Source organism: Lacimonas salitolerans, from assembly GCF_042677865.1.
Classification (GTDB): Bacteria; Pseudomonadota; Alphaproteobacteria; order Rhodobacterales; family Rhodobacteraceae; genus Lutimaribacter; species Lutimaribacter salitolerans.
In genome coordinates this window covers 1-21,992 of record NZ_JBHUDD010000051.1, presented here as the reverse complement: position 1 = coordinate 21,992, position 21,992 = coordinate 1, and the positions used below count along the sequence as shown (strand labels likewise).

The following is a 21,992-nucleotide window of genomic DNA, read 5'->3' as shown; positions in this document are numbered from 1 at the left end:
CTTTCCTCGGTCTGTCCAGATGTCGGGCAGGGAGGGGCCTGTTCAGCCCCTGCCCAACAGCTCCTGCGCCATGTCGGCGATCAGGTCGTTGAAAAACTGGGCCGTGCGGGCGTTTGGCTGGCGACGTTCCATCGTATGGGCCAGCGGGTCGGGCGCGTCTGTCGCGCTGCCAGCCAGCTCGGAGATCGTAGCATGACCGCAAAAGGGAACGTAAGCCTCGGAATAGCCGCCCTCGTGCACAAGCAGCAGCTTGCCCGCGCACAGACGGTCGGCCAGCGTCTTGATGCGGGCGGTCATCTGGCGGAACGTGTCGGCAGAGCAGCACATGCGCCCCAGCGGGTCGAATATGGCCGCGTCAAAGCCGCAGGCGACGATGATGGCATCGGGCTGGAACCGCTCCAGCGCGGGGGCGATGATCTGGTCCATCACGTGCAGATAGCCCGCGTGCCCGACACCGGGTGGCAGGGGAATGTTCATGTTGAAGCCGAGGCCCGCGCCTGCGCCCCGGTCGGCCAGATCGCCCTTGTCGATGGGATAGTTGTATTCCTGATGCACCGAGATCGTCAGCGTGTCGTCGCGGTCGTAATAGATTGCTTCTGCCCCATTGCCGTGATGCACGTCCCAATCCACGATGGCCACGCGGCCCAGCAGGCCGTGCGCGCGGGCGGCCTCGATGGCGATGGGAATGTTGGCGAGCAGGCAAAAGCCGTTGGGCCAGTCGGGCAGGCAATGATGGCCGGGCGGGCGCGACAGGGCATAGGCGTTGTCGACCTCGCCGCGCAGCACGGCCAGCAGCGCCGCCTTGGACAGCCCGGCCGACAGCGCCGCGATTTCATAGGCGCCCTTGCCAAAGGGCGTGCGCGGCCCCATCTCTCCGCCGCCCGCGTCGGACTTGGTCTTGAACTCATCCAGATAGCTGGCGGGGTGGATACGCTCCAGATCCTCGCGCGTGGCCTCGGGGGCCGAGTGCACCGCCAATTCCGACAACAGCCCCGTCACCTCCATCAGGTTCTTCAACCGCCGCTTGGTTTCGGGGCTTTCGGGCAGGCCACCCGCCGCCAGCGGCTGCACCAGATCGCCCACCGGCAGGGTCAGCGCGTAATTGCCGCCCGAGTGCCAGAAACAACGCTCGTCATGGAAAAATCCTGTGGTCATGGGGCCCCCGTCGGTTTCGTGTTGCGGGGACTATTCAAGTCAGGCGCGGAATTGTCCATGCTCTATGCCCATGGCCCGTGATTTGTCCGACCTGTCCCATCTGGCCCGCCCGGGGGCCGAGATCGCCGTGCGCGTGACGCCCAAGGCGTCGCGTGACCGGATCGAGGCGGAGGGCGCGGTGCTGCGCGTCTACGTCACCGCCATGCCCGAGGATGGCCGCGCCATTGTCGCCGTGCAGAAACTGCTGGCCAAGGCCATGGGTGTGGCGAAATCGCGTCTGGTGCTGCGGCGCGGGGCCACATCGCGCGACAAGGTCTTTGGGGTGGAGTGATCAGTCGCGCACCCGGCTGTAGATGCCTTCGGGCAGGTTCAGCGCGGCGGCCAGATCCTTGACCTGCCCGATCGACAGGGTGATCTTTTGCACGCTGTCGGTGCGCGGATCATACTGCTCCAGCGTCACGCATTCCTCGAACGCGTTTATGGTCACGTCCTCGGTCAGAGGGGCGGGCCCCTCGTCGACCAGGGTGACGATCGTGGTGTCGAATTCGTGCTCGATGCTGAACATGGGGCCAGTCTATGGCGGGATTCTGCCGTTGCAAGCGATTCACCTCTGCGTGATGGCTATGGTGGCTGCGGCAGACCGTGCTAAACCGGGACCGAATATGGGGAGAGCGACATGACGCGGGTTTTCGGTCTGATTCTGGTTGCGGCGATGGGGCTTGCGGGCTGCGCGCCCATGGTCATGACCCCGCCACAGCAGATGACTGTGCCGGCGTCCGCTCCGCAATCGGCGCGCGATGCCGCACGGAATTTCGTTCAGGTGGTCGAAACCGTACAGCCCGTGGCCGAGCAGGAATGCCGCCGCATGGCCCCGCGCGCCAATTGCAACTTCCTGATCGTGGTGGATGACCGCCCCGGCCAGCCGCCAAACGCGTTCCAGACGCTGGACGCGCAGGGCCGTCCCATCGTGGCCTTCAACCTTGCCCTGATCGCCGAGGCGCGCAATGTCGACGAGCTGGCCTTTGTCATGGGGCATGAGGCGGCGCATCACATCGCGGGTCATATCGACCGGCAGCGGCAGGCAGCGGCGGCCGGGGCCGTGGTGTTTGCCGGGCTGGCGACGCTGACCGGCGCTGACGCGGGCCGGGTGCGCGCGGCACAGGATCTGGGCGCGGCCGTGGGTGCGCGCAGCTATTCCAAGGAGTTCGAGCTTGAGGCCGACCGGATCGGCACGGTGATCGCCAAGCGCGCAGGCTATGATCCGGTGCGCGGGGCCGAGTTCTTCACCCGCATCCCCGATCCCGGCAACCGCTTTCTGGGCACCCATCCACCCAATGCCCAGCGGATTCAGGTCGTGCGCGAGACCGCCTCGCGGTTGTGACCGCGCCCGTGCTGGTCCTGCCCAACGTCCTGAGCGATCGCGGCTCGCGCTATGCCGTGTCGGGCGGGCCGGCCCGGTCCGAGGCCGAGGCGGCGGCGCTGCTCAAAGAGCTGAAACGGAACAAGAAGTTCTCCAATGCCACGCATAACACCTGGGGCCTGCTGCTGGCGGATGGCACCCAGATCAAGGCCGATGACGGCGAGGCCGGGGCGGGCATGGTCATCCTGCGGATGCTGGAGCGCGAGAGGCTGACCGACACGGTGGTCGTCGTCACCCGCTGGTATGGCGGCAAGCATCTGGGCGGCGACAGGTTTCGCCATGTCCAGACATGCGTGGCGGCGTTCTTCGAGGAATGGCGCGCTTGATCTCGATCATGGTCCGCCCCGCCCCCCCGGCCTAGACTGTCTTTGCATCCAACGGGAGGGACCGACCCATGCAGGCGCTTGGCAATCCGATCAGGCATTTCTGGCTGGTGCAGGACATGGCGCAGGCTGCCGGTGTCGATCTGGCCGCCGCCCGCCGCGAGAACCGGCTGACGGTCGAGGATTGGGCGGCCATGGTCACCCGATGCCGGGGCTGCCAATGGACGGCAGGATGCCAGCACTGGCTGGACGCACAGCCCACGGACGAGCCAGCCGCAGCGCCGCCCGCCTGCGCCAATCGCGCGGTGTTCGACACCCTGCGCGACCGGGCCTGATCTCATACAAGGCCCTCCTGGTCCTTCATCTTGCCAGATAAACTCCGGGGGGAGGCGCCCGGAACGGGCGACGGGGGGCAGCGCCCCCCTACCCGCTGTGCCCGAAGGGCGCGCAATCCCTTGGCTGACGTCTCAGGCGAACTGTTCGCGGATCAACCGCTCTTCCAGCCCGTGACCGGGATCGAACAGGATGCGATGAGCCACCTCGGGGGCGCTGCGGATATCCACCGACACCACGTCGCGCACCGAGCGCGAGTCGGCATCGGCCATGACCGGGCGCCGTTCGGGGTTGGTGACGTCGATCCGCACATGGGCGGATTTCGGCAGCAGCGCGCCGCGCCAGCGCCGGGGCCGGAACGGCGCGATGGCGGTCAGCGCCAGCACGTCCGACCCGATCGGCAGGATCGGTCCGTGGGCCGAATAGTTATAGGCCGTCGATCCGGCGGGCGTGGACACCAGCGCACCGTCGCAGACCAGTTCCTCCATCCGCAACCGCCCGTCGACGGTGATGCGCAGCTTGGCCGCCTGCGGCCCCTGACGCAGCAGCGACACCTCGTTGATGGCCAGCGCCACATGCTCGGACCCGTCGCTGCGGGTGGCGTGCATGCGCAGCGGGTTCAGCACCTCTTCCTGCGCGCGTTGCAGCCGTTCGACCAGCCCGCCCTCAAGGTACCCGTTCATCAGAAAGCCGACGGTGCCCCGGTTCATCCCATAGACCGGCGCATCCAGACCTTGGGTGCGGTGCAGGGTCTGCAACATGAATCCGTCGCCCCCCAGCGCCACGATCACATCCGCCTCGGCTTCGGGCGCATCGCCATAGCGCGCGCTCAGGACGGCAAGTGCGGCCTGCGCGCTGGGCGCGTCGCTGGCGGCAAAGGCGATGGCAAGCGACATGCGGGGGGAAACTCCTGTTTCCAAAAGGGCAATTCCGGTTCCGAAAGAACCACAACTTCCCCCCATGCACCAGCCCCGCCGCGTGCAAGGGCGGCTGCGTCGCTTTCGGCCCTTTCCGTAACGCGGTGTTTCGGCTACATCCGCCTGCAACGCAGCAGCTGCTGCCTGTGCCGAAAACGGAGCCCTTGAATGACTGATACCGGTTTTTTCACCGACACCCTTGCCGCCCGCGACCCCGAGATCTTTGGTGCGATCACGGACGAGCTGGGCCGTCAGCGCCACGAGATCGAGCTGATCGCCAGCGAGAACATCGTCTCGGCGGCGGTGATGGAAGCGCAGGGCTCGGTCATGACCAACAAATACGCCGAAGGCTATCCCGGGCGGCGCTATTACGGTGGATGCCAGTTCGTTGACGTGGCCGAAAACCTGGCGATCGACCGTGCCAAGCAACTGTTCGGCTGCGCGTTTGCCAATGTGCAGCCCAACAGCGGGTCGCAGGCCAACCAGGGGGTGTTCACCGCGCTGCTGCAGCCCGGCGATACCATCCTGGGCATGTCGCTGGACGCGGGCGGACACCTGACCCACGGGGCCAAGCCCAACCAGTCGGGCAAGTGGTTCAACGCCATCCAGTACGGTGTGCGCCAGCAGGACAACCTGATCGACTACGACCAGATCGCGGCCCTGACCGCCGAGCACAAGCCCAAGATGATCATCGCCGGTGGGTCCGCCATTCCGCGCCATATCGACTTTGCCCGCATCCGCGAGATCGCCGATACCGTGGGCGCTTGGGTTCTGGCCGATGTGGCGCATTTCGCCGGCCTGATCGCGGCCGGGGTCTATCCCGACCCGTTCCCGCATGCCCATGTGGTGACCACCACCACGCACAAGACCCTGCGCGGTCCGCGCGGCGGGATGATCCTGACCAATGACGAGGCGCTGGCGAAAAAGTTCAACTCGGCCATCTTCCCCGGCATTCAGGGCGGCCCGTTGATGCATGTGATCGCCGCCAAGGCCGTGGCCTTTGGCGAGGCGCTGGAGCCCGGCTTCGCCGCGTATCAGAAACAGGTGATCGCAAATGCGCAGGCGCTGGCCGATCAGTTGATGAAGGGCGGGCTGGACATCGTCACCGGCGGCACCGATTGTCACGTGATGCTGGTCGATCTACGGCCCAAGGGCGTCAAGGGCAACGCGACCGAGGCCGCATTGGAACGCGCGCATATCACCTGCAACAAGAACGGCATTCCGTTCGATCCCGAAAAGCCGATGGTCACCAGCGGTGTGCGTCTGGGCACCCCCGCCGGCACCACGCGCGGGTTTGGCGAGGCCGAGTTCCGGCAGGTCGGCGACTGGATCACGCAGGTCGTGGACGGTCTGGCCGCCAATGGCGAGGATGGCAATGCCGAGGTCGAGGCCCGGGTGAAGGCCGAGGTCGAGGCGCTGTGCAAGCGGTTCCCGATCTATCCTGGTCTTTGAAAGTGGCGCCGCGCGGACGCGCGGCGCAAGGGGGGCGCTGCCCCCCGTCCTCTTTCAGAAGACTCCCCCCGGAGTTTATCCGGCAAGATGAAGCAGGACCAGCGGGTCTAGACGAACCCCTGCCAGCGCAGAACGGCGAAAAGCAGGGCGGCCAGCAGCAGGATGTTGAAGGCGAGGCTGCCCAGGATGCCAAGCAGGCGGTCCTTGCGGCGTTCCCTGGGGTCGATCGTCTTCAGGTGGTCAGCGGCGCTGAGATAGGCGCGATCAAGATCATCGGCGTCCAGCATAAGGGCCATTTTCGGGTGTCCGGCCATGGTCTGCGCGCGGTCAAGCTGGTGCAGGTTGCGGCGCACCCAACCGGGCAGACGGCGGCCCGCGCGGTCGGCACGCTGGCCCAGAGTGCCCTTGCGCAGGGCCAGCTTTTGCTCCAGCAATGCGTTGAGTTGCGCGGTCTTGCGCGCCAAATCCTTGGAATCCATAAGCTCTCTCCGTCGGGCACAGTAGGATGCAGGCGGGGCGGGGTCAAACAGATCAGGGCGAGATCGGGGGAAGTATGCTGAATTTCATCACCCATGGTGAGGGGCAGGATGGCCCCGGTTTGCTGATTGCGCACGGGCTGTATGGCTCGGGGCGCAATTGGGGTGTGATCGCCAAACGCCTGTCGGAGGACCGGCCCGTGGTGGCCGTGGACATGCGCAACCATGGCGACAGCCCATGGTTCGACAGTCACGGCTACGAGGATATGGCGGGCGATCTGGCGCAGGTGATCGGGCATCTGGGCGGGGCGTGGGACGTGCTGGGCCATTCGATGGGTGGCAAGGCGGCGATGGCGCTGGCGCTGGGACATCCCGGGCTGGTGCGGCGGCTGATCGTGGCGGATATCGCGCCTGTCGGCTATGACCATGAACAGATGCAGTTCATCGAGGCGATGAAGGCGGTGGACCTGTCGCGCGTCGAGAAACGGTCGGACGCGCTGGAACAGCTCGAGGCGATCGAAGACCCGCAACTGCGGGCGTTTTTCCTGCAATCGCTGGACATCAAGGCGCGCGCGTGGCGGCTGAACCTGAATGCCCTGGCCGCTGAGATGCCAAAGATCCTGTCGTTTCCACGGTTCGAGACTGCCTTTGACGGGCCTGTGCTGTTTCTGTCAGGGGCAGAGTCGCATTACGTCACCCGTGACCACCGCCCCGAGATCAAACGGCTGTTTCCGCAAGCGCAGTTTGCAAAGATACCTGGCGCCGGGCATTGGCTGCACGCGGAAAAGCCGCGCGAGTTCGGCGCGGCGGTGGCCCATTGGCTGTCCGCCACCGCACCGTGACCTGCGTGCTATTCGGTGCCTGTGATCTGCCGCGCGATCAGCCAGGACACCGGCACCGCCAGAACAAAGCCGAGGGCGGCGGCAATCAGGATAGGGATGAGCGTGACATAGCCCGACACCAGCGAGACGACGATGAAGCTGCCTGCCAGCGTGGTGCTGATCAGAGAATAAAGGATGGACGCAAGACGCATCATGGCTTTGCCCTTTCAAGTCGGCGCGCGGTTCCTGTCAAAGAGTAGGGCACCGGCACGCGGGCTGCCTTGATCTGGGTCATTCGGGGCGTGGATGCGCGCCTATTCGGCGGCCTCGTGCATCTGGGGTCTGGTCGGGGTGGCGCGTTTGAGCACCTTGAGCGCCGAGCGCGCGGGGCAGAAATGCGGCGTGCCTGGCTGGCGTTGGGCGATCCAGCTTGCGCATGGTTCAAGGTTGCGACAACGGTTGCAGGCCAGCATGGCGGCGCGCAGCTCTTCGAAACATGCCGGGGCTTTTTCTTCGGGTATGTCGATCCCGAGATGGTCGAACATCGCGTGGCGCTGCCGCTGACGGTTGTGAAACCGCGTGAGCCAGCTTTCAAATACTCCTGACATCCTCCGTAGCTCCCTGTGTCAGTCGTTGTTTACCAGGGTATACGGGGGTATGCGGGCGCTGGATCACGCATATGTGTATTTTTTTTGACGTTGGGTAAACTAACCCGCGTCAGTCGTTGTCGCAGGCCACCTGCACCAGCGTCGAATGAGCACTGCATCCCTGACCCAGACGCGAGGTGCCGATGTCGGCAGTCAGCACGTTGGGATTGCCATGCGGGTCGATATTGCCGCCCGGATCGCCGAACCATGCGCCGGTAGGCAGGGCCACCACGCCGGGCAGGATATCGCCCGAGACATGCGCGCGCGCGCGCGCCGCGCCACGGGTGTTGAACACGCGCAGCAGGTCGCCATCGGCTATCGCGCGCGCGGCGGCGTCATCGGGGTGGATTACCAGCCGTTCGGGCCGCGCGCCGGGCTGATCGGCCAGCGCGCTTTCAAGCTGGCTGTGCAGCTTGTCGCCGGGCTGCGGCGAGACCAGGTGCAGCGGCGCATCCGCCGTGGCCGTGCCCGCCCATTCCGCCGGGGGCAGCCAGACCGGGTGGCCCGGGCAATCGTCATAGCCGAAGCTGTCTATGGTCTCCGAGAAGATCTCGATCCGGCCCGAGGGGGTGCCCAGTGGCGCGGCGTCGGGGTCGTCGCGGAACGGGGCGAACAGCGTTGTTTTCGGACCGTCCACCCGGATCGGCAGTTTCATCCAGTTGCGCTCGCGCAGCCCGTCAAGATCGGGCACGTCGATGCCTTGGGCCGCCGCGCGGGCGCGGTAATCGGCATAAAGAAGCTCGATCCATTCCGCCGATGTGCGCCCTTCGGTATAGGCGTCGGTGGCCCCCATGCGCGCGGCCAGACCGGCGAAGATGTCGTAATCGTCACGCGCCTGACCCACTGGCGGGATCAGTTGCGGCATGTGAAACAGGTAATCGTCCAGGTTCGAGCGGCCGATATCCTCGCGCTCGTAGGGGGTGGTGGCGGGAAAGACGATATCGGCACGTTTGGCCGTGGGCGTCCACCACGGCTCGTTCACGAGGATGGTTTCGGGGGTCTGCCACGCCTCGTGCAGGGCGTTCAGGTCCTGATGGTGGTGGAACGGGTTGCCGCCCGCCCAATAGACCAGCCGGATGTCGGGATAGCTGCGGCGCTGGCCGTTGAAATCGTAAGTGCCGCCGGGATTGCGCAGCATGTCGGCGATGCGGGCCACCGGGATCACGTCGGCGACCGGGTTGTGCCCCTGCGGCAGGGTCATGCCGGTCATCCCCAGCAGCGATTTTCCCACGCCGCCGATCGCGCCATAGCCGTATCCCACGCCGCCACCTGGCAGGCCGATCTGGCCCAGCATGGCGGCCAGAACGGCGGACATCCAGTAGGGTTGCTCGCCATGATGCGCGCGCTGCAACGACCATGCCACGGTGATGTAGGTGCGCGTCGTGGCCATGCGCCGGGCCAGCGCGCGGATGGTGTCGGCTGGCACACCGCACAGAGGCGCGGCCCAATCGGGCGATTTCGGCGTGCCGTCGGCCTCCCCCATGAGGTAGGGGCAGAACCGGTCAAACCCGGTGGTGCAGCGGTCCAGAAAGGCGTGATCGGTCAGGCCTTCATCCTCGAGCACCCAGGCCAGGGCCAGCATCAGCGCGGTATCCGATCCGGGGCGGACCGCCATCCACTCGCACCCCGGTGGGGAATCGCCGCGCTGCGGGCCGATGTTGACGCAGCGCATGCCCTTGGCCTGGAAGCGGTCGAACCAGCCTGCGGTTTCGTGCTCGGTCACGCCGCCCATGCTGACCTGTGCGTTCTTGGGGTTGATACCGCCGAACATGACCAGCGTTTCGGTGTGCTGGTCCAGCGTGTGCCAGCCTTCCTGATGCTCATACAGCAGGGTGATGAAGTTCATCCCGAACACATGCGGCATGATCGCCTGCGCGCAGCCGGTGGAGTAGCTGCCGAAGCTGGCGACATAACCGCCGATGGCGTTCAGAAAGCGGTGCACCTGGCTTTGGGCATGATGAAACCGGCCGGCCGAGCTCCAGCCATAGGAGCCGCCAAAGATCGCGCCATTGCCATGGGTGTCGCGGATGCGGGCAATTTCCTGCGCGGCGATGTCCAGCGCCTCGTCCCAGGGCAGCGCCACGAAATCATCCGCGCCGCGCCCCTTCCGGTCGCGCCTGTCCAGCCATGCGCGGCGGATGTGCGGGCGGTCGATCCGGGTGTGGTGGTGCACGGCCTGCGGGATGATCGCGGGAATCGCACTCGGGTCGGGATCGGGGGCAAAGGGATGGGTGGCGATGATGCGGTCGCCCATCGTCTCGACCTCGAACGCGCCCCAATGGCTGGTGGTGATGCGGGTTTTCCTGTCGCTCATCTTGCGCCCCTGTTTCAGCTGGTTTGGCGCAGCAGACGGCAAACTGCGGGGACTGGCAAGAGGGGCGGGCGTGCAAAGCTTTTGACTTGGGCGTGGCATACACGGCACAGTTTCATGCAGGCGTCATATTGGCACGTCATATGCGGGCCAAAACGACATGTGACCTGAAGGAGCATTCCATGACAAAACTGTCTCATCTGCCGCTGGCCGTGGCGCTGGCCCTTGGCGTCGGCCTTGTGGCCGCGCCCGCCAGTGCCCAGAACCGGATCGTGATCGGCCTGCAACAGGAGCCCACATCGCTGGACCCGACAGCAGATGCCACCGCGTCGATCGACGGCATGCTGACGCAGAACGTCTACGAATCGCTGACCACCGTGGACGAGGCGGGCAACGTCCAGCCGCAACTGGCACAAAGCTGGACCGTGTCCGAGGATGGCCTGACCTATGTTTTCACGCTGGTCGAGGGGGCGACGTTCCACGATGGCACCACCTTCGACGCCGAGGACGTGGTGTTCAGCTTCGACCGCGCGATGGGCGACGGTTCGGTCAACCCGTCCAAGGGCATTTTCAAGCCGATCGAAAGCGTCACCGCCACCGATGCGCGCACGGTCGAGATCAAGCTGACTACACCGGACGCATTTTTCCTGTTCAACATGGCGCAGGGCGATGCGTCCATCGTGGCGCCCGAGTCGGTCGAGGCGAATGCGACCACTCCGGTCGGCACCGGCCCGTTCATGTATGACAGCTGGACGCGCGGTGATCGCCTGATCCTCGCCAAGAACCCCGATCACCGCGACGCGGCCAACGTCGCGCTGGATGCGGTCGAGTTCCGGTTCATCAGCGATGCCTCTGCTGCGTCCTCGGCGCTGCTGGCCGGTGAGCTGGACGCCTTTCCCGGCTTTCCCGCGCCCGAGATGCTGCCGCAGTTCGAGGCTGACCCGCGCTTTGACGTGGTGACAGGCTCGACCGAGGGCGAGGTCATTCTGGCGATGAACAACGCCAAACCGCCGTTCGACGACATCCGCGTGCGCCGCGCGGTCAGCCACGCCATCGACCGGGCCGAGATCATCGACGGGGCTATGTACGGTCAGGCGACGCCGATCGGCAGCTTCTACCCGCCGCATGGCCCAGCCTATGTGGACCTGACCGGCGTGTACGCCCATGACACCGACACGGCCCGCGAGATGTTCGAAGAGGCGGGCGTGGCCGGCACCACCATGACCCTGCGGGTGCCGCCGTTCCCCTATGCCACGCGCTCGGCCGAGATCATTCAGGCGCAACTGGCCGAGGCCGGGATCGACGCCAAGGTGGAAAACGTCGAATGGGGTTTCTGGCTGGACGAGGTGTACAAGCAGCTCAACTACGACATGACCATCATCGCCCACACCAGCCCCAACGACATGGGCAACTTTGCCCGCGGGCCCGAGTATTTCTATGGCTATGATGATGCCGAGTTCAACGCCCTGTGGGAGGCGATCAGCACCGAGCCCGACACCGCGAAGCGTGAGGAGCTGCTGAAGCAGGGTCAGACCTATCTGACCGATCAGGCGGTGCACGGGTTCCTGTTCCAGTTGCCGCAACTGGGCGTCTACAAGACCGGGGTCGATGGTTTCTGGACATCGCGCGCGGTGCTGTTCCAGCCGCTCGCCGGCGTGACCGTGAACTGAGCCTTGTGACCTAGACAAAGGATGCGGGGGCGCGCACGCCCCCGCGTCAGACCGGACTGCAATACCTTATGGGCTACTTTCTGTTCCGCCGCACTGTCGGCTTCGTGGCGACACTGCTTGCAGTGTCGCTGGTCGTTTTTGCCGTGATGAACGTGCTGCCGGGCGATCCGGCACTGACCATTCTGGGGCTGGACGCGACCGAGGACGCGCTGGCGACCCTGCGCAATCAACTGGGCCTGAACGATCCGCTGCCCATCCGCTACTGGAACTGGATCACCGGCGCGCTGGCGGGTGATTTCGGTATGTCCCATTCCTTTCGGGTGCCGGTCGCGGGGCTGATTGCCGAGCGTATACCGATGACGCTGGCGCTGGCGCTGGCGGGCATGGTGTTCACCATCGCGCTGGCGCTGCCGCTGGGGATCTTCGCCGCCGCGCGCCATGGCAAAACCGCCGATTGGGGCGTGATGTTCCTCAGCCAGCTTGGCATCGCCATCCCGGCCTTCTGGCTGGCGATCCTGCTGGTGCTGCTGTTCGCGGTCAACCTGCGCTGGTTGCCGCCCGGGGGCTTTCCGGGCTGGTCCGACCCGGTGCAGGCGATGCGCGCGCTGATCCTGCCCACCGTGTCTCTGGCGCTGGTGCAGTCGGCGGTTCTGGCCCGTGTTACACGGTCGTCGGCTCTGGAGGTGATGCGGCTGGATTACATCCGCACCGCGCGCGCCGCCGGGTTGTCGCGCCGCCGCGTGCTGTGGGCGCATGTGCTGCCCAACGCGCTGGTGCCCATCGTCACCATCGTCGGGATGCAATTTGCCGGGCTGGTGACGGGCACCATCGTGATCGAGAACGTGTTCTACCTGCCCGGTCTGGGGCGGCTGATATTCCAGTCGATTTCCAACCGCGACCTGCCCACGGTTCAGGCGCTGGTGATGCTGTTCGCCGTGATCGTGGTGACGGCGAATTTCATCGTCGATCTGCTGTATGTTGCCATCGACCCCCGCCTGAAGGCCAGAACGTGAGACGGCTGCCCATCAACCTGATCGTCGGCGGTGGGCTTGTGGCCCTCGTCGCCGGGGCGGCGGCGCTGTCTCTGGTCTGGACGCCGCACAATCCCGCACTCCAGAACATTCCGGGCAAGTTTGCCGATCCTTCGGCGCAGCACTGGCTGGGCACCGACCAACTGGGCCGCGATGTGCTGTCGCAACTGATGGCAGGCGCGCGCAATTCGATGGCGGTGGCGCTGATCGCTGTCGGCGTCGGGGGCAGCATCGGCACCGCGCTTGGCCTGCTGGCCAGTGCCATCGGCGGCTGGGTCGAGGATGCGGTGATGCGGGTAGCCGACATCGGCTTTGCCTTTCCCGCGCTGCTGTTCGCGATCATGCTGGCGGCGGTGTTCGGCCCCTCGCTGGGCGTGGCGGTGGCGGCGATCGCCTTCATCAACATCCCCATCTTTGCCCGCGTCTCGCGCGCGGCGGCCAACCAGATCTGGACCCGCGAATATGTCTTTGCGTCGCGCGCGGCGGGCATGAACCGCTTTGCCATCTCGCGCGATCACATCCTGCCCAACATCGCCGCCCCCGTGATCGTGCAGGCCACCATCGAATTCGCCGTGGCGATCCTGGCCGAGGCCGCGCTGTCCTATCTTGGCCTTGGCGCGCAGCCCCCCGCCACCAGTTGGGGGCGGATGCTGTCCGAGGCGCAGACCCTGATGTACCTGGCCCCGCAACTGGCGATCTGGCCGGGGCTGTGCATCGTGGCCGCCGTGCTGGGCTTTGGCCTGCTGGGCGACGGCTTGCGCGACATCACCGACCCCAGGCTGAGGCGCGCAAGATGATCGAGGTGCGGGATCTTTCGGTGGAGTTCGGCGGCGCGCTGGCGCTGCGGCAGGCGGCGCTGGGTCTGCGCCCGGGCGACCGCGTCGGCGTGGTGGGCGAATCCGGCAGCGGCAAGTCGATGCTGGGGCTGGCCCTGATGGGGATGGTGCCCGATGCGGCGCGGGTCACCGGGCAACTGGCCGTGGATGGCCGCGACATGGCAGGCGCGCCCGAGCGTGACTGGCGCGCCCTGCGTGCCCGCCGCGTGGCGATGATCTTTCAGGAGCCGATGGCCGCGCTGAACCCGCTACGCCGGGTGGGCGACACGGTGACCGAGCCGCTGCGCCTGCATCTTGGGCTGTCGCGGTCGGACGCCACGGCGCGCGCGCTGGCGCTGTTTGAAGAGGTCGGCCTGCCGGATCCCGCCGCGCGGCGGCGGCAATATCCGCACGAGCTGTCGGGCGGGCAGCGGCAGCGGGTTCTGATCGCGCTGGCGCTGGCCTGCGATCCGGGGCTGCTGATCGCGGACGAGCCGACGACGGCGCTGGATGCCAACGTGGCGCTGCGCATCACCGAACTGCTGGCCGGCCTGACCGAAAGCCGCCGCATGGCGCTGATGTTCATCAGTCACGATCTGGCGGCGGTGGCGCGGGCGACCACCCATCTGCTGGTGATGTATGGCGGCGATATCGTCGAGCGGGGGCCGACCGCGCAGGTGCTGGCCGACCCGCAGCATCCCTATACCAAGGGCCTGCTGCACGCGCGCCCCCGGCCACAGGCGCTGCGCGTTGCCGGGGGGCGGCACCGGCTGCCCACCATCCCCGGCAGCGTGCCGCCGCTGGCCGATCTGCCGCGCGGTTGCCGTTTCGCAGGGCGCTGCCCGGTGGAGGTGCCGGTTTGCGCGGGCACGCGGCCGCCGTTGCGCGGCGGCGCGCTGTGTCATCTGGCGGAGGGCGACGCATGAGCCTGCTGCTGGTCGAGAATGTCACCCGCCGCTACCGCCTGCCGCGTCAGGCGCTGCTGTCGCCCGCGCCGCAGAACGTGGCGGTGGACGGTGTCAGCCTGATGCTGGAGCGCGGCAAGACGCTGGGTATCGTCGGCGAAAGCGGCTCGGGAAAATCCACGCTGGCGCGGATGGTGATGGGGTTCGAGGCGCCGGACGCGGGCCGCGTGTCGTTTGACGGGCAGGATCTGGCCGCCATCCCGGCGCGTGATCTGCGCGCGCTGCGGCCCCGCTTCCAGATGGTGTTCCAGGACCCGTTCGGCAGCCTGAACCCCAAGCGTCCGGTCGGCTGGTCGATCGCGGAACCGCTGCGCGCCACCGGGCAGGGTGCCGATGCCCCCGCGCGTGTGGCGCAGGCGTTGGAGCAGGTGGGGCTGCGCGCGCCCGATGCCGAGAAGTTCCCGCACGAGTTTTCCGGCGGCCAGCGCCAGCGCATCGCCATCGCGCGCGCCATCGTCACCCGCCCCGCGCTGCTGGTCGCGGACGAGGCGGTCTCGGCGCTGGATGTCAGCGTGCAGGCGCAGATCCTGAACCTGCTGATGGATTTGCAGGATGATCTGGGCCTTGCCATGCTGTTCATCAGCCACGACCTGTCGGTGGTGGCCGCGATCTGCGATACGGTCGCGGTGCTGCGCCACGGCCGGATCGTCGAGCAGGGCGCGGCGGCGCAGGTGATGGGCCAGCCCGCCGATGCCTATACCCGAACCCTTTTGACAGCCGCAGGATTGCCATGACCCGCTTCATCCACCTGACCGACCTTCACCTGACCGCCCCCGGCGACAACGCGCGGCCCGCCAAGACGCAACTGGCGCTGGCCGAAGTCATCGGCAGCGTGACCGCGATGCCGGTGCCACCGGATTTCGTGGTGATCTCGGGCGATCTGACCGATACCGGCGACGCGGCGTCCTATGCCCTGCTGCGCGAGGCGCTGGCCCCGCTGCCGATGCCGGTGGTGCTGGCGCTTGGCAATCACGATGCGCGCGGGGCCTTTCACGAAGGGTTCGACACCGGGATGGGCACCGCGCCCCATGCCCATGACGCGGTGATTGCCGGGCTGCATGTCATCACGCTGGACACGCTGGTGCCCGGTCGCGTCGCCGGCGCGCTGGACGATGCGCAACTGGATTGGCTGGCACAGGCGCTGGCGCGGCACTCCGATCTGCCCCGGCTGGTGGTGGCGCATCATCCGCCGCATCTGGGCGATGATGCGCTGCCATGGGCCACGCTGGACGTCGCATCGACCGCGCGGCTGGCCCAGATGCTGCAGGGACAGGGCGTGATCGGCATCCTGTCGGGCCATGTGCATGTGAACCGCGTGACGCAGTGGCACGGTATCCCGGTGTTTACCAACCTGGGACTGAAATCCACCGTCGATCTGCTGGAACCCGTCGACATGCGCATCGTCGAGGGCACGGGGTTCGGCATCGGCACGCTGCGGCCATCGGGGCTGAGCATGTCCTTCGTGCCGCTGACCCCTGTGGCGCATGAGTTGGGCCGGATCGACATATCGCGGCTGCGCAGCTTCAGCTGACCGGGCGCACGACAGGCGCTGGCCTGCAGTGCGTCACGGGTATCAAGGGCCCGCCAGAGATTCGTTTTCCAGCGGGATGATGGAGAACTCCAGAACCATCGGTTCGTCATGCAGCGCCTTGGCCAGTCGTTCGGCATCGATGTCCGAATGTAAGGACGAGGCGATCAGGCTGAAGTGCCGCAGCCCGGTGGCATGGTCTTGTCGACGAGACACCGGACCGGCCTTGAGATGTTGCGCTGCAAGGTCTCTTGCCAGTGCCGCCCCGTCATAGCGGCTGTCCGCTCTGACTGCGATTTCAAGGCGGAGCGCCGGGTGTTTGATCGTGACGCTTTGCAAAACGCGCAGCAGGACCAGAACGGCGACGGCGGCGGCGGTTCCGATCGTTCCCAGTTCAAGAAGCCCGGTGCCGAACACGATGCCAAGGGCCGCAGTCAGCCACAGCGAGGCCGCGGTCGTCAGGCCATGAACGGATGCACCCTCGCGAAAGATCACCCCGGCACCCAGAAAACCCACGCCTGTCAGGATCGCGTGGGGCATGCGCGCCAGATCAGAGACCACTTGCGTGTTTTGGGACAGGTTTGACGTCCATTCCGCCATGCGCAGTCCAACGAGGGTCAGGATCGCGGATGCAAAGCACAAAAGCGTATGCGTGCGGACCCCCGCAGCTTTCCCCTGAAACTCGCGCTCGACCCCGATCACGACACCGGCAACCACGCTGCACAGAAGCGGAAGCATGGTGTCGGTATCGTGCAAGGCGGCGACAAGGCTATCAAGCGTCATGGGGGCATTCCAGAATCATCCAAGGATTCCAACGCCTGAGATGGTGCCTGTGTTCCCGGCAGTGTGCCTTTTGCCCCTGGTGAGGCCTGCGATGTCCCCGACTTTTGCAAGGCCGCAAGCCATTGGGCCACGGCCGAACTGACACAGGCGCGCGCCGCTGCTCCACGACGCGCGCTGTTTCAGCTTGGGTGGCCCCGGGGTGTCGTCAGGGGGCCGTGTAGCCCCCGTCGACCAGATGGTAGCTGCCGGTGACAAAGCTGGCGCGGTCCGACAACAGGAAACAGGTCAGGGCCGACACTTCCTCGGGTGTTCCGATGCGCCCCATCGGGTGCAGGGCGGCCAGACCGTCCAGCATCTGCTGATCCAGATTGTCGGTCAGCAGGGGTGTCTGGATGAACGCCGGGCCGACCGCGTTGATGCGGATTCCCTTGGTGGCATATTCCATGGCGGCTGTCCTGGTCAGACCCAAAAGCGCATGCTTGCTGGCGACATAGGCCGAAGAATTGGCAAAGCCCACGCTGCCCAGGATGGAGGCCATGTTCACGATGGCACCGCCGCCCGCGCGTTCCATCGCGGGGATCTGGTGGCGCATGCCGAAGAACACGCCGTTCAGGTTCACCTTGATCACCTGCTCCCACGCGTCCACGGGGTATTCGCCGACCGGGGCCTGTGCGCCACCGATACCGGCGTTGTTCACGGCCAGATGCAAGGCACCGGTCTCGGCCTCGGCAAAGGCAACCAACGCTTCCATGTCCTGCGCATCGGCGACATCCGCCGCAAAGGGCTTTGCCTTGCCGCCCTGCGCGTGGATGCTGTCCACCGTCCTTGCGCAGCCCTCTGACTTCAGATCAGAGACGATGACGAACGCCCCGCATGCGCCAAGTTCCTGCGCGATCGCGGCCCCGATGCCGGATGCTGCGCCCGTGACGATCGCCGTCTTTCCCGAAAAATCGAACATCATGCCATTCTCTCCTGACTTGCGATACCGCGCGCTGTGATGCCGTGGCAAAGCCGCGATGCATGGCACGTGTCTGCCAGACGGCGGCGGGCCTGTCTTTGCGCTGGCTCAAGTGCCGGGGATATGCGCCCCATGGCGTGGGAAAGATGGTCGGCAAAGGCCCGAGGCCGCATTGCCCGTGATCGTCCCAAAGCGGTTTTGTCATTCCTTGGGTGACAGGGATCTTGCGGCCTTCGAGGTATGAGCCGGGGCTGAAAGCTCTGGCCCTGTGTCAGCCATCGACCAACTGCCAGAACCCGTATTTTCGCGCATGCTTGTCTTTCAGCGTTGCGACAAACTGCGCATGTGTCGGAAAACCGTTGTAATCCGCGATGACGGCATCGTTGGCTTGGCACTCGGCCAGGTGGCGGGCTGCATGGCGGTATCGGGTTGATCTGGCGCCATCAAGCGTGTCCTGCACCATGGCGCGGCGGATCACTGTCGCGGCAAGCGGATGCTCTGCCTCGAGCGCGTTGGCAGTTTCGGTGAGCAGGTGATAGGCATCGCCATCCAGTTCATTGGCCCGCGACAGCACGACCCTTGCCGCGCGGTCATGCGCCGGCCAGTCGATCAGAAAGCCAAGCGCCGCGCCCGGATGGCTATGTGATTCCGCAAGGGTCAGGGCCTTTTCCTCGGCCTCGATATCGTCGAAGTCGGGCAGCAGCTTGAGATAGCTGCGCAGGCTGCGGGTGCTGAGGGTCTGTTCGAACGTCTCCCAGAGGTGTGATTTCAACTCGTCCGTCCTGCCCAGACGTTGCAGGCAGTCCTCGTATACCTCGTTCAGGTCCTGCCGGAACAACCGCAATGGCTTGCCGTCTTCGGCGGTCAGCGCGCCCTTGATGATCTCGTGGGCCTCGTCCACGCGACCGGCGGCAAGCAGGCGGCGCGCGACACCGGGGGCAATGGTGCCATAGGTCAACTGCTCGGCGGAATAGCGCGCCATATAGGCATCGACGTCGCCTTGGGCATCGGCGATATCCGCAAGAATGACCGACGCGGTCAGGTCCTTGGACCGCCTTATGCTGTCTTCGGGTGACGACATCAGGCCAAAGCCCCGATACCGCGCAATCGCCTCTTCGCTTGGCGGGGCGGATTGCCAGGTCCGGGTGATCTGTTTCAGATGGTCCAGCCCCTCGCGCCCCAGCGCCTCTGCGGTGGCGGGAATGATGCCGTCGAATTCACCATAGCCCGCGTCCGTGACGGCATCCAGAATGCGCTCGGCCAGCGCGATGCGGTCGATGGTGATGCTTGGGGCGACTTGGGCGATCATCTCCACGGCGTCGCGCATCACATCCCCGACCGATCCGTTGCTGTCGTCGGTGCGTTCATGGATCGACGGGACCAGCAACAGGAAGGACCACAGCAAGTCAAACGCTTCGTCCGGGTCATCCGGTGCCACCGTGGTTTCGATCACGGTCAAAAGTCCGCGCAGGTCCGTGACCAAGGCCTTTTGCTTGCGCCAGCCCACGAAGCCTCTGGCCCGCCGCAGCGACGCAAACCGCTTGCGCAGATCCGCAGCCACGTCCTTTGGCCCCTGCGCGGCACTCAGCGCCATGCGCGCGCGCCGTTGCAGGGCGGCGTTGCCCTGCACCAGTTCCATCACCAGAGCGGCCAGAGCCTCGGCCCCCAGTTTTTCGAGATTTGCCTTGTTCAAGCTTTTCCTGGACATGATGCCGATCTTGGTTGTTGCAACTGGTCGCTGGGGACGACACTGCCTGCACGGACATCCGGCGGCAATCAGATATGGCCTGACCGGCAGCCGGGCAGGGGGGTGCCGACCCAAGCAGACCAGAGAAGGCTGGCATTTGCAGGTGTGTCATGGCGACGTACCGGCGGTCTGCCCGATGGTCGCTCGGTTCCCGCCTTGCCCGGTCCGTGCGATGACATGATGTGACATCACACTTTGAAATCCCACAGGCAAGACACCGTAGATCGCCGTGACGCCGGTCTGCATGAACCCGTTTCGGGACTGGCGGTTGCGCAAGCCGGGTGGTCAACCCAGCCACAGCATCCTTATCGGCATCCAGATTGCCATGACGACCATCATGACATTCTCGGTCAACGACACGAACCCCAAGGGCACGTTGCTGGAACCGCCGACGCATGCGCATTTCAGCGCGCGCTTGTCGATGTAGACAGCCTTGAACACCGACACGGCACCGACACCGCCAATGAACAGCGCGACAGGTGCAGCGATCCAGATCAGCACGCCCGCGATCATCAGGACACCGGCCAATGCCTCGCCAAAGGGGTACAGGTAGCCGTAGCGCACCCAGCGCTGCGCCAGCAGGTCGTAATTCAGGAACATGGTCGAAAAGCTCTCGATATCCTGAAGTTTCTGGATCGCAAGAATGCACATGCTGATTGCGACGAACCACTCGATCGCGCGGATGCTGAACACCGTGCCGAAGGCAAACCAGCTGACCGCCAGTGCCATCAGGAAAGCAACCGAGAATATCGCGATGACCGGCGCGTAGGAGGTCGCATCCTCGTCCTTCACGGGCTTTCCGAAATAGGCGCGCAATTTTTCGTGCCCGCCGATCCTTTCGCCTGCGATGAAGGTTTGCGGCGTTGTCGTGACACCGTGATCCTTCAGGAATGCATCCGTCTCGTCGCGTGTCTCAAGGGGGTGATCCTCGACCGCAAAGCCATGTCGTTCGAGCAGGTCTTTCGACTTGAGGCCGAAGGGGCACAGATGGTCGGGCATGACCATCCGGTAGAGAACCGCGGTTTTGTTTCTCTGATCCAAAGCCATCACATCTCCTTTCAGGGTCCTGTGCGCAAGCCACGTCATTCATGCCGCAGCCGTTTGCAGGGCGCTCACGTTGTCAACGATCTGAAGCCGGTTTTGTTGCACAAAACAGGGCTGATTTGATACGCATCATGGCGCGCGACACGGAACTGCGGTGTAAAGGCCGTCGTGGCAACGGGGGCCGGGACCATGTTCTTTCTTTTCGCCTTGGGCTTTCTGGCGCTGAGTGGCCTTGTTCTTGCAGGCACGCTTGTACTGCGGGATCAACAGGCGGACCGGGTCGAATGGCAGCGGCTTGCGACACTTCAGCCTGCATCACCAAAGCGGTTCACGGAACAGTGGGTTGCCGACCTGCCGGAACCTGCGCGACGGTGTTTCACCTATACCATTCAGGCTGGCACGCCACTTTTCCCGGTTGCCGAGATCGACATGACCGGCCAGTTCAGCCTTGGCACAAAGGACAAGCCCGCCTATCAGCCGATGAAGGCGCGGCAGATACTGGGCGCGCCCCATGGGTTCGTCTGGAAGATGCAAACGCGGGGCGGCATTCCTGTGTCCGGGTCGGACACGGCGTCATGGACGCGCTTCAGGATCTTCGGCGTGATCCCGGTTGCAAGGCTTGGTGGCGACCCTGATCACACCCGCTCGGCCTTTGGCCGCCAGATCGCGGAGGCGGTTGTATGGACACCCGCCGCGCTGCTGCCCGGCCCTTGGGTGACGTGGGACGCCCTGGGCGCGGACAGCGCGCGGGTGACCGTCCGGCATGGCGGTCTGGAACAGGCCGTCGATGTGACCGTCGATGCCGAGGGACGACCGATCACGGTGGTTTTCCAACGCTGGAGCAACGCCAACCCGGAAAAGGTGTACCGCCTGCAACCCTTCGGGGCCCGCGCGTCCGACTTTCGCGAGGTCGAGGGCTATCGCCTGCCGTTTCGCGTGGAGGCCGGCAACATGTTCGGAACGGACGATTATTTCCCGTTCTTCCGTGCCGATGTCACTGCCATCCGCTTTGCGCGGGCGACCTTGGCAAAGTGAGGATTCGCCGGGCCATCCAATCCGGCGCGACGGGACGGAGCTGAGCACGTAGCCGGGGTCAGATGGTCTGCGCGCCTTTGCACTGGCCCGGTCGCCACATTCCCGACAGCGCATCGATCAGGCGGTCCACACCCGCGTCTGTCGTCATCACGCCGGGGGAAAGGCGCAGCACGCTGCCCCGCGCATCGGCGTAGACCCCCGTTGCGCGCAAGGTATCGAGGATCGTTGCAGCAGGCGTGTCGTCTGGTGCGCGCACCATCACACTGCCGCCGCGCTGATCCCGTGCGCGCGGGCACATCAGCGGCGCGCCGATGGCATCAAAGCCGTCGATCAGGCGTGTTGTCAGTGTGCGGTTGTGCGCCGCCAGCGCGGCAATATCCTGCCTTGCGTGCCACTCCATCGCCGGCAGGCTGGCAGCGGCAGAGACGGTGCCGGGCGTGCCGTTGTCAAACCGCCGGATATCCTCGGCATAGGCGAAATCGTCCAGCCCCCATGAAAAGGGGTTCTGCTGTGCCGCGCGACAAACAGGCTGAGAATCCAGCGTCAATCAGGATGAGAACG

Annotated in this window: 25 protein-coding genes; 13 read left to right on the top strand and 12 right to left on the bottom strand. The window is 65.6% G+C overall.

Annotated features, from left to right (window positions below; genetic code table 11):
• Window positions 1–42 precede the first annotated feature (42 nt).
• The gene (locus ACFTOW_RS08540; RefSeq protein ID WP_379914646.1) at window positions 43–1,155 is read right to left on the bottom strand and encodes a class II histone deacetylase; all 1,113 of its coding nucleotides are present in this window, start codon (window positions 1,153–1,155) and stop codon (window positions 43–45) included.
• A gap of 70 nt (window positions 1,156–1,225) precedes the next feature.
• On the opposite strand from ACFTOW_RS08540, the gene ACFTOW_RS08535 reads away from it, so the two are divergent.
• The gene (locus ACFTOW_RS08535) at window positions 1,226–1,486 is read left to right on the top strand and encodes a DUF167 domain-containing protein (protein WP_379914645.1); all 261 of its coding nucleotides are present in this window, start codon (window positions 1,226–1,228) and stop codon (window positions 1,484–1,486) included.
• Here the strand turns inward: ACFTOW_RS08535 and ACFTOW_RS08530 are convergent, their stop codons facing one another.
• On the bottom strand, window positions 1,487–1,720 hold the full coding sequence (locus tag ACFTOW_RS08530; protein ID WP_379914644.1) for a hypothetical protein: 234 nt from the start codon (window positions 1,718–1,720) through the stop codon (window positions 1,487–1,489).
• A 111-nt stretch (window positions 1,721–1,831) separates the two neighbouring features.
• Here ACFTOW_RS08530 and ACFTOW_RS08525 point away from each other — a divergent pair, with 111 nt between their 5' ends.
• The 3 genes from ACFTOW_RS08525 (at window position 1,832) to ACFTOW_RS08515 (ending at window position 3,233) form a co-directional block, all read left to right on the top strand.
• Complete coding sequence (locus tag ACFTOW_RS08525) at window positions 1,832–2,536, top strand: M48 family metallopeptidase (protein ID WP_379914643.1); 705 nt, start codon at window positions 1,832–1,834, stop codon at window positions 2,534–2,536.
• 8 nt (window positions 2,537–2,544) lie between these two features.
• Window positions 2,545–2,901 carry a YigZ family protein gene (locus ACFTOW_RS08520; protein ID WP_379914671.1) on the top strand — a complete coding sequence of 119 codons (357 nt, stop codon included), beginning with the start codon at window positions 2,545–2,547 and terminating at the stop codon, window positions 2,899–2,901.
• Between the two features lie 68 nt (window positions 2,902–2,969).
• On the top strand, window positions 2,970–3,233 hold the full coding sequence (locus tag ACFTOW_RS08515) for a DUF6455 family protein (RefSeq protein ID WP_379914642.1): 264 nt from the start codon (window positions 2,970–2,972) through the stop codon (window positions 3,231–3,233).
• 132 nt (window positions 3,234–3,365) lie between these two features.
• On the opposite strand, the gene ACFTOW_RS08510 is transcribed toward ACFTOW_RS08515, so the two are convergent.
• Window positions 3,366–4,127 (bottom strand): NAD kinase, encoded by a 762-nt coding sequence (locus tag ACFTOW_RS08510; RefSeq protein WP_379914641.1) that lies wholly within the window; start codon window positions 4,125–4,127, stop codon window positions 3,366–3,368.
• 189 nt (window positions 4,128–4,316) lie between these two features.
• Between ACFTOW_RS08510 and glyA the strand changes: the two genes are divergently transcribed.
• On the top strand, window positions 4,317–5,600 hold the full coding sequence (gene glyA / locus ACFTOW_RS08505; RefSeq protein WP_379914640.1) for a serine hydroxymethyltransferase: 1,284 nt from the start codon (window positions 4,317–4,319) through the stop codon (window positions 5,598–5,600).
• A gap of 107 nt (window positions 5,601–5,707) precedes the next feature.
• On the opposite strand, the gene ACFTOW_RS08500 is transcribed toward glyA, so the two are convergent.
• Window positions 5,708–6,079 carry a hypothetical protein gene (locus ACFTOW_RS08500; RefSeq protein ID WP_379914639.1) on the bottom strand — a complete coding sequence of 124 codons (372 nt, stop codon included), beginning with the start codon at window positions 6,077–6,079 and terminating at the stop codon, window positions 5,708–5,710.
• Between the two features lie 74 nt (window positions 6,080–6,153).
• On the opposite strand from ACFTOW_RS08500, the gene ACFTOW_RS08495 reads away from it, so the two are divergent.
• Window positions 6,154–6,918, top strand: coding sequence for an alpha/beta fold hydrolase (locus ACFTOW_RS08495; RefSeq protein ID WP_379914638.1), 765 nt, complete (start codon window positions 6,154–6,156; stop codon window positions 6,916–6,918).
• 8 nt (window positions 6,919–6,926) lie between these two features.
• On the opposite strand, the gene ACFTOW_RS08490 is transcribed toward ACFTOW_RS08495, so the two are convergent.
• The 3 genes from ACFTOW_RS08490 to ACFTOW_RS08480 all read right to left on the bottom strand — a co-directional run bounded on the left by ACFTOW_RS08490 (window position 6,927) and on the right by ACFTOW_RS08480 (window position 9,858).
• Window positions 6,927–7,112: a CTP synthetase gene (locus tag ACFTOW_RS08490; RefSeq protein ID WP_379914637.1), complete on the bottom strand. Its 186-nt coding sequence runs from the start codon at window positions 7,110–7,112 to the stop codon at window positions 6,927–6,929.
• A gap of 99 nt (window positions 7,113–7,211) precedes the next feature.
• Complete coding sequence (locus tag ACFTOW_RS08485) at window positions 7,212–7,505, bottom strand: DUF6455 family protein (RefSeq protein WP_379914636.1); 294 nt, start codon at window positions 7,503–7,505, stop codon at window positions 7,212–7,214.
• A gap of 109 nt (window positions 7,506–7,614) precedes the next feature.
• Window positions 7,615–9,858 carry a molybdopterin-dependent oxidoreductase gene (locus tag ACFTOW_RS08480; protein WP_379914635.1) on the bottom strand — a complete coding sequence of 748 codons (2,244 nt, stop codon included), beginning with the start codon at window positions 9,856–9,858 and terminating at the stop codon, window positions 7,615–7,617.
• 179 nt (window positions 9,859–10,037) lie between these two features.
• On the opposite strand from ACFTOW_RS08480, the gene ACFTOW_RS08475 reads away from it, so the two are divergent.
• The 6 genes from ACFTOW_RS08475 to ACFTOW_RS08450 all read left to right on the top strand — a co-directional run bounded on the left by ACFTOW_RS08475 (window position 10,038) and on the right by ACFTOW_RS08450 (window position 15,867).
• The gene (locus ACFTOW_RS08475; protein ID WP_379914634.1) at window positions 10,038–11,525 is read left to right on the top strand and encodes an ABC transporter substrate-binding protein; all 1,488 of its coding nucleotides are present in this window, start codon (window positions 10,038–10,040) and stop codon (window positions 11,523–11,525) included.
• Between the two features lie 68 nt (window positions 11,526–11,593).
• Window positions 11,594–12,538: an ABC transporter permease gene (locus tag ACFTOW_RS08470; protein ID WP_379914633.1), complete on the top strand. Its 945-nt coding sequence runs from the start codon at window positions 11,594–11,596 to the stop codon at window positions 12,536–12,538.
• Window positions 12,535–13,353 carry an ABC transporter permease gene (locus ACFTOW_RS08465; RefSeq protein WP_379914632.1) on the top strand — a complete coding sequence of 273 codons (819 nt, stop codon included), beginning with the start codon at window positions 12,535–12,537 and terminating at the stop codon, window positions 13,351–13,353. Before ACFTOW_RS08470 ends, ACFTOW_RS08465 begins: the two co-directional genes overlap by 4 nt.
• Entirely contained in the window at window positions 13,350–14,297 is a 948-nt protein-coding gene (locus ACFTOW_RS08460) for an ABC transporter ATP-binding protein (protein ID WP_379914631.1), read from the top strand. Before ACFTOW_RS08465 ends, ACFTOW_RS08460 begins: the two co-directional genes overlap by 4 nt.
• Window positions 14,294–15,070, top strand: coding sequence for an ATP-binding cassette domain-containing protein (locus tag ACFTOW_RS08455; protein WP_379914630.1), 777 nt, complete (start codon window positions 14,294–14,296; stop codon window positions 15,068–15,070). Before ACFTOW_RS08460 ends, ACFTOW_RS08455 begins: the two co-directional genes overlap by 4 nt.
• Window positions 15,067–15,867 carry a metallophosphoesterase family protein gene (locus ACFTOW_RS08450; RefSeq protein ID WP_379914629.1) on the top strand — a complete coding sequence of 267 codons (801 nt, stop codon included), beginning with the start codon at window positions 15,067–15,069 and terminating at the stop codon, window positions 15,865–15,867. Before ACFTOW_RS08455 ends, ACFTOW_RS08450 begins: the two co-directional genes overlap by 4 nt.
• 42 nt (window positions 15,868–15,909) lie before the next feature.
• On the opposite strand, the gene ACFTOW_RS08445 is transcribed toward ACFTOW_RS08450, so the two are convergent.
• From ACFTOW_RS08445 to ACFTOW_RS08430, 4 genes are all read right to left on the bottom strand, one after another.
• Complete coding sequence (locus tag ACFTOW_RS08445; RefSeq protein WP_379914628.1) at window positions 15,910–16,647, bottom strand: MgtC/SapB family protein; 738 nt, start codon at window positions 16,645–16,647, stop codon at window positions 15,910–15,912.
• A gap of 205 nt (window positions 16,648–16,852) precedes the next feature.
• Complete coding sequence (locus ACFTOW_RS08440) at window positions 16,853–17,608, bottom strand: SDR family NAD(P)-dependent oxidoreductase (protein WP_379914627.1); 756 nt, start codon at window positions 17,606–17,608, stop codon at window positions 16,853–16,855.
• A 268-nt stretch (window positions 17,609–17,876) separates the two neighbouring features.
• Window positions 17,877–19,313 carry a DUF6880 family protein gene (locus ACFTOW_RS08435; protein WP_379914626.1) on the bottom strand — a complete coding sequence of 479 codons (1,437 nt, stop codon included), beginning with the start codon at window positions 19,311–19,313 and terminating at the stop codon, window positions 17,877–17,879.
• Window positions 19,314–19,637: 324 nt separating this feature from the next.
• Window positions 19,638–20,399 carry a MauE/DoxX family redox-associated membrane protein gene (locus ACFTOW_RS08430; RefSeq protein WP_379914625.1) on the bottom strand — a complete coding sequence of 254 codons (762 nt, stop codon included), beginning with the start codon at window positions 20,397–20,399 and terminating at the stop codon, window positions 19,638–19,640.
• 186 nt (window positions 20,400–20,585) lie between these two features.
• On the opposite strand from ACFTOW_RS08430, the gene ACFTOW_RS08425 reads away from it, so the two are divergent.
• Window positions 20,586–21,431, top strand: coding sequence for a DUF6544 family protein (locus ACFTOW_RS08425; protein WP_379914624.1), 846 nt, complete (start codon window positions 20,586–20,588; stop codon window positions 21,429–21,431).
• A 58-nt stretch (window positions 21,432–21,489) separates the two neighbouring features.
• Here ACFTOW_RS08425 and ACFTOW_RS08420 read toward each other — a convergent pair whose 3' ends face one another.
• Entirely contained in the window at window positions 21,490–21,978 is a 489-nt protein-coding gene (locus ACFTOW_RS08420; protein ID WP_379914623.1) for an aminotransferase class V-fold PLP-dependent enzyme, read from the bottom strand.
• Between the last annotated feature and the right edge of the window lie 14 nt (window positions 21,979–21,992).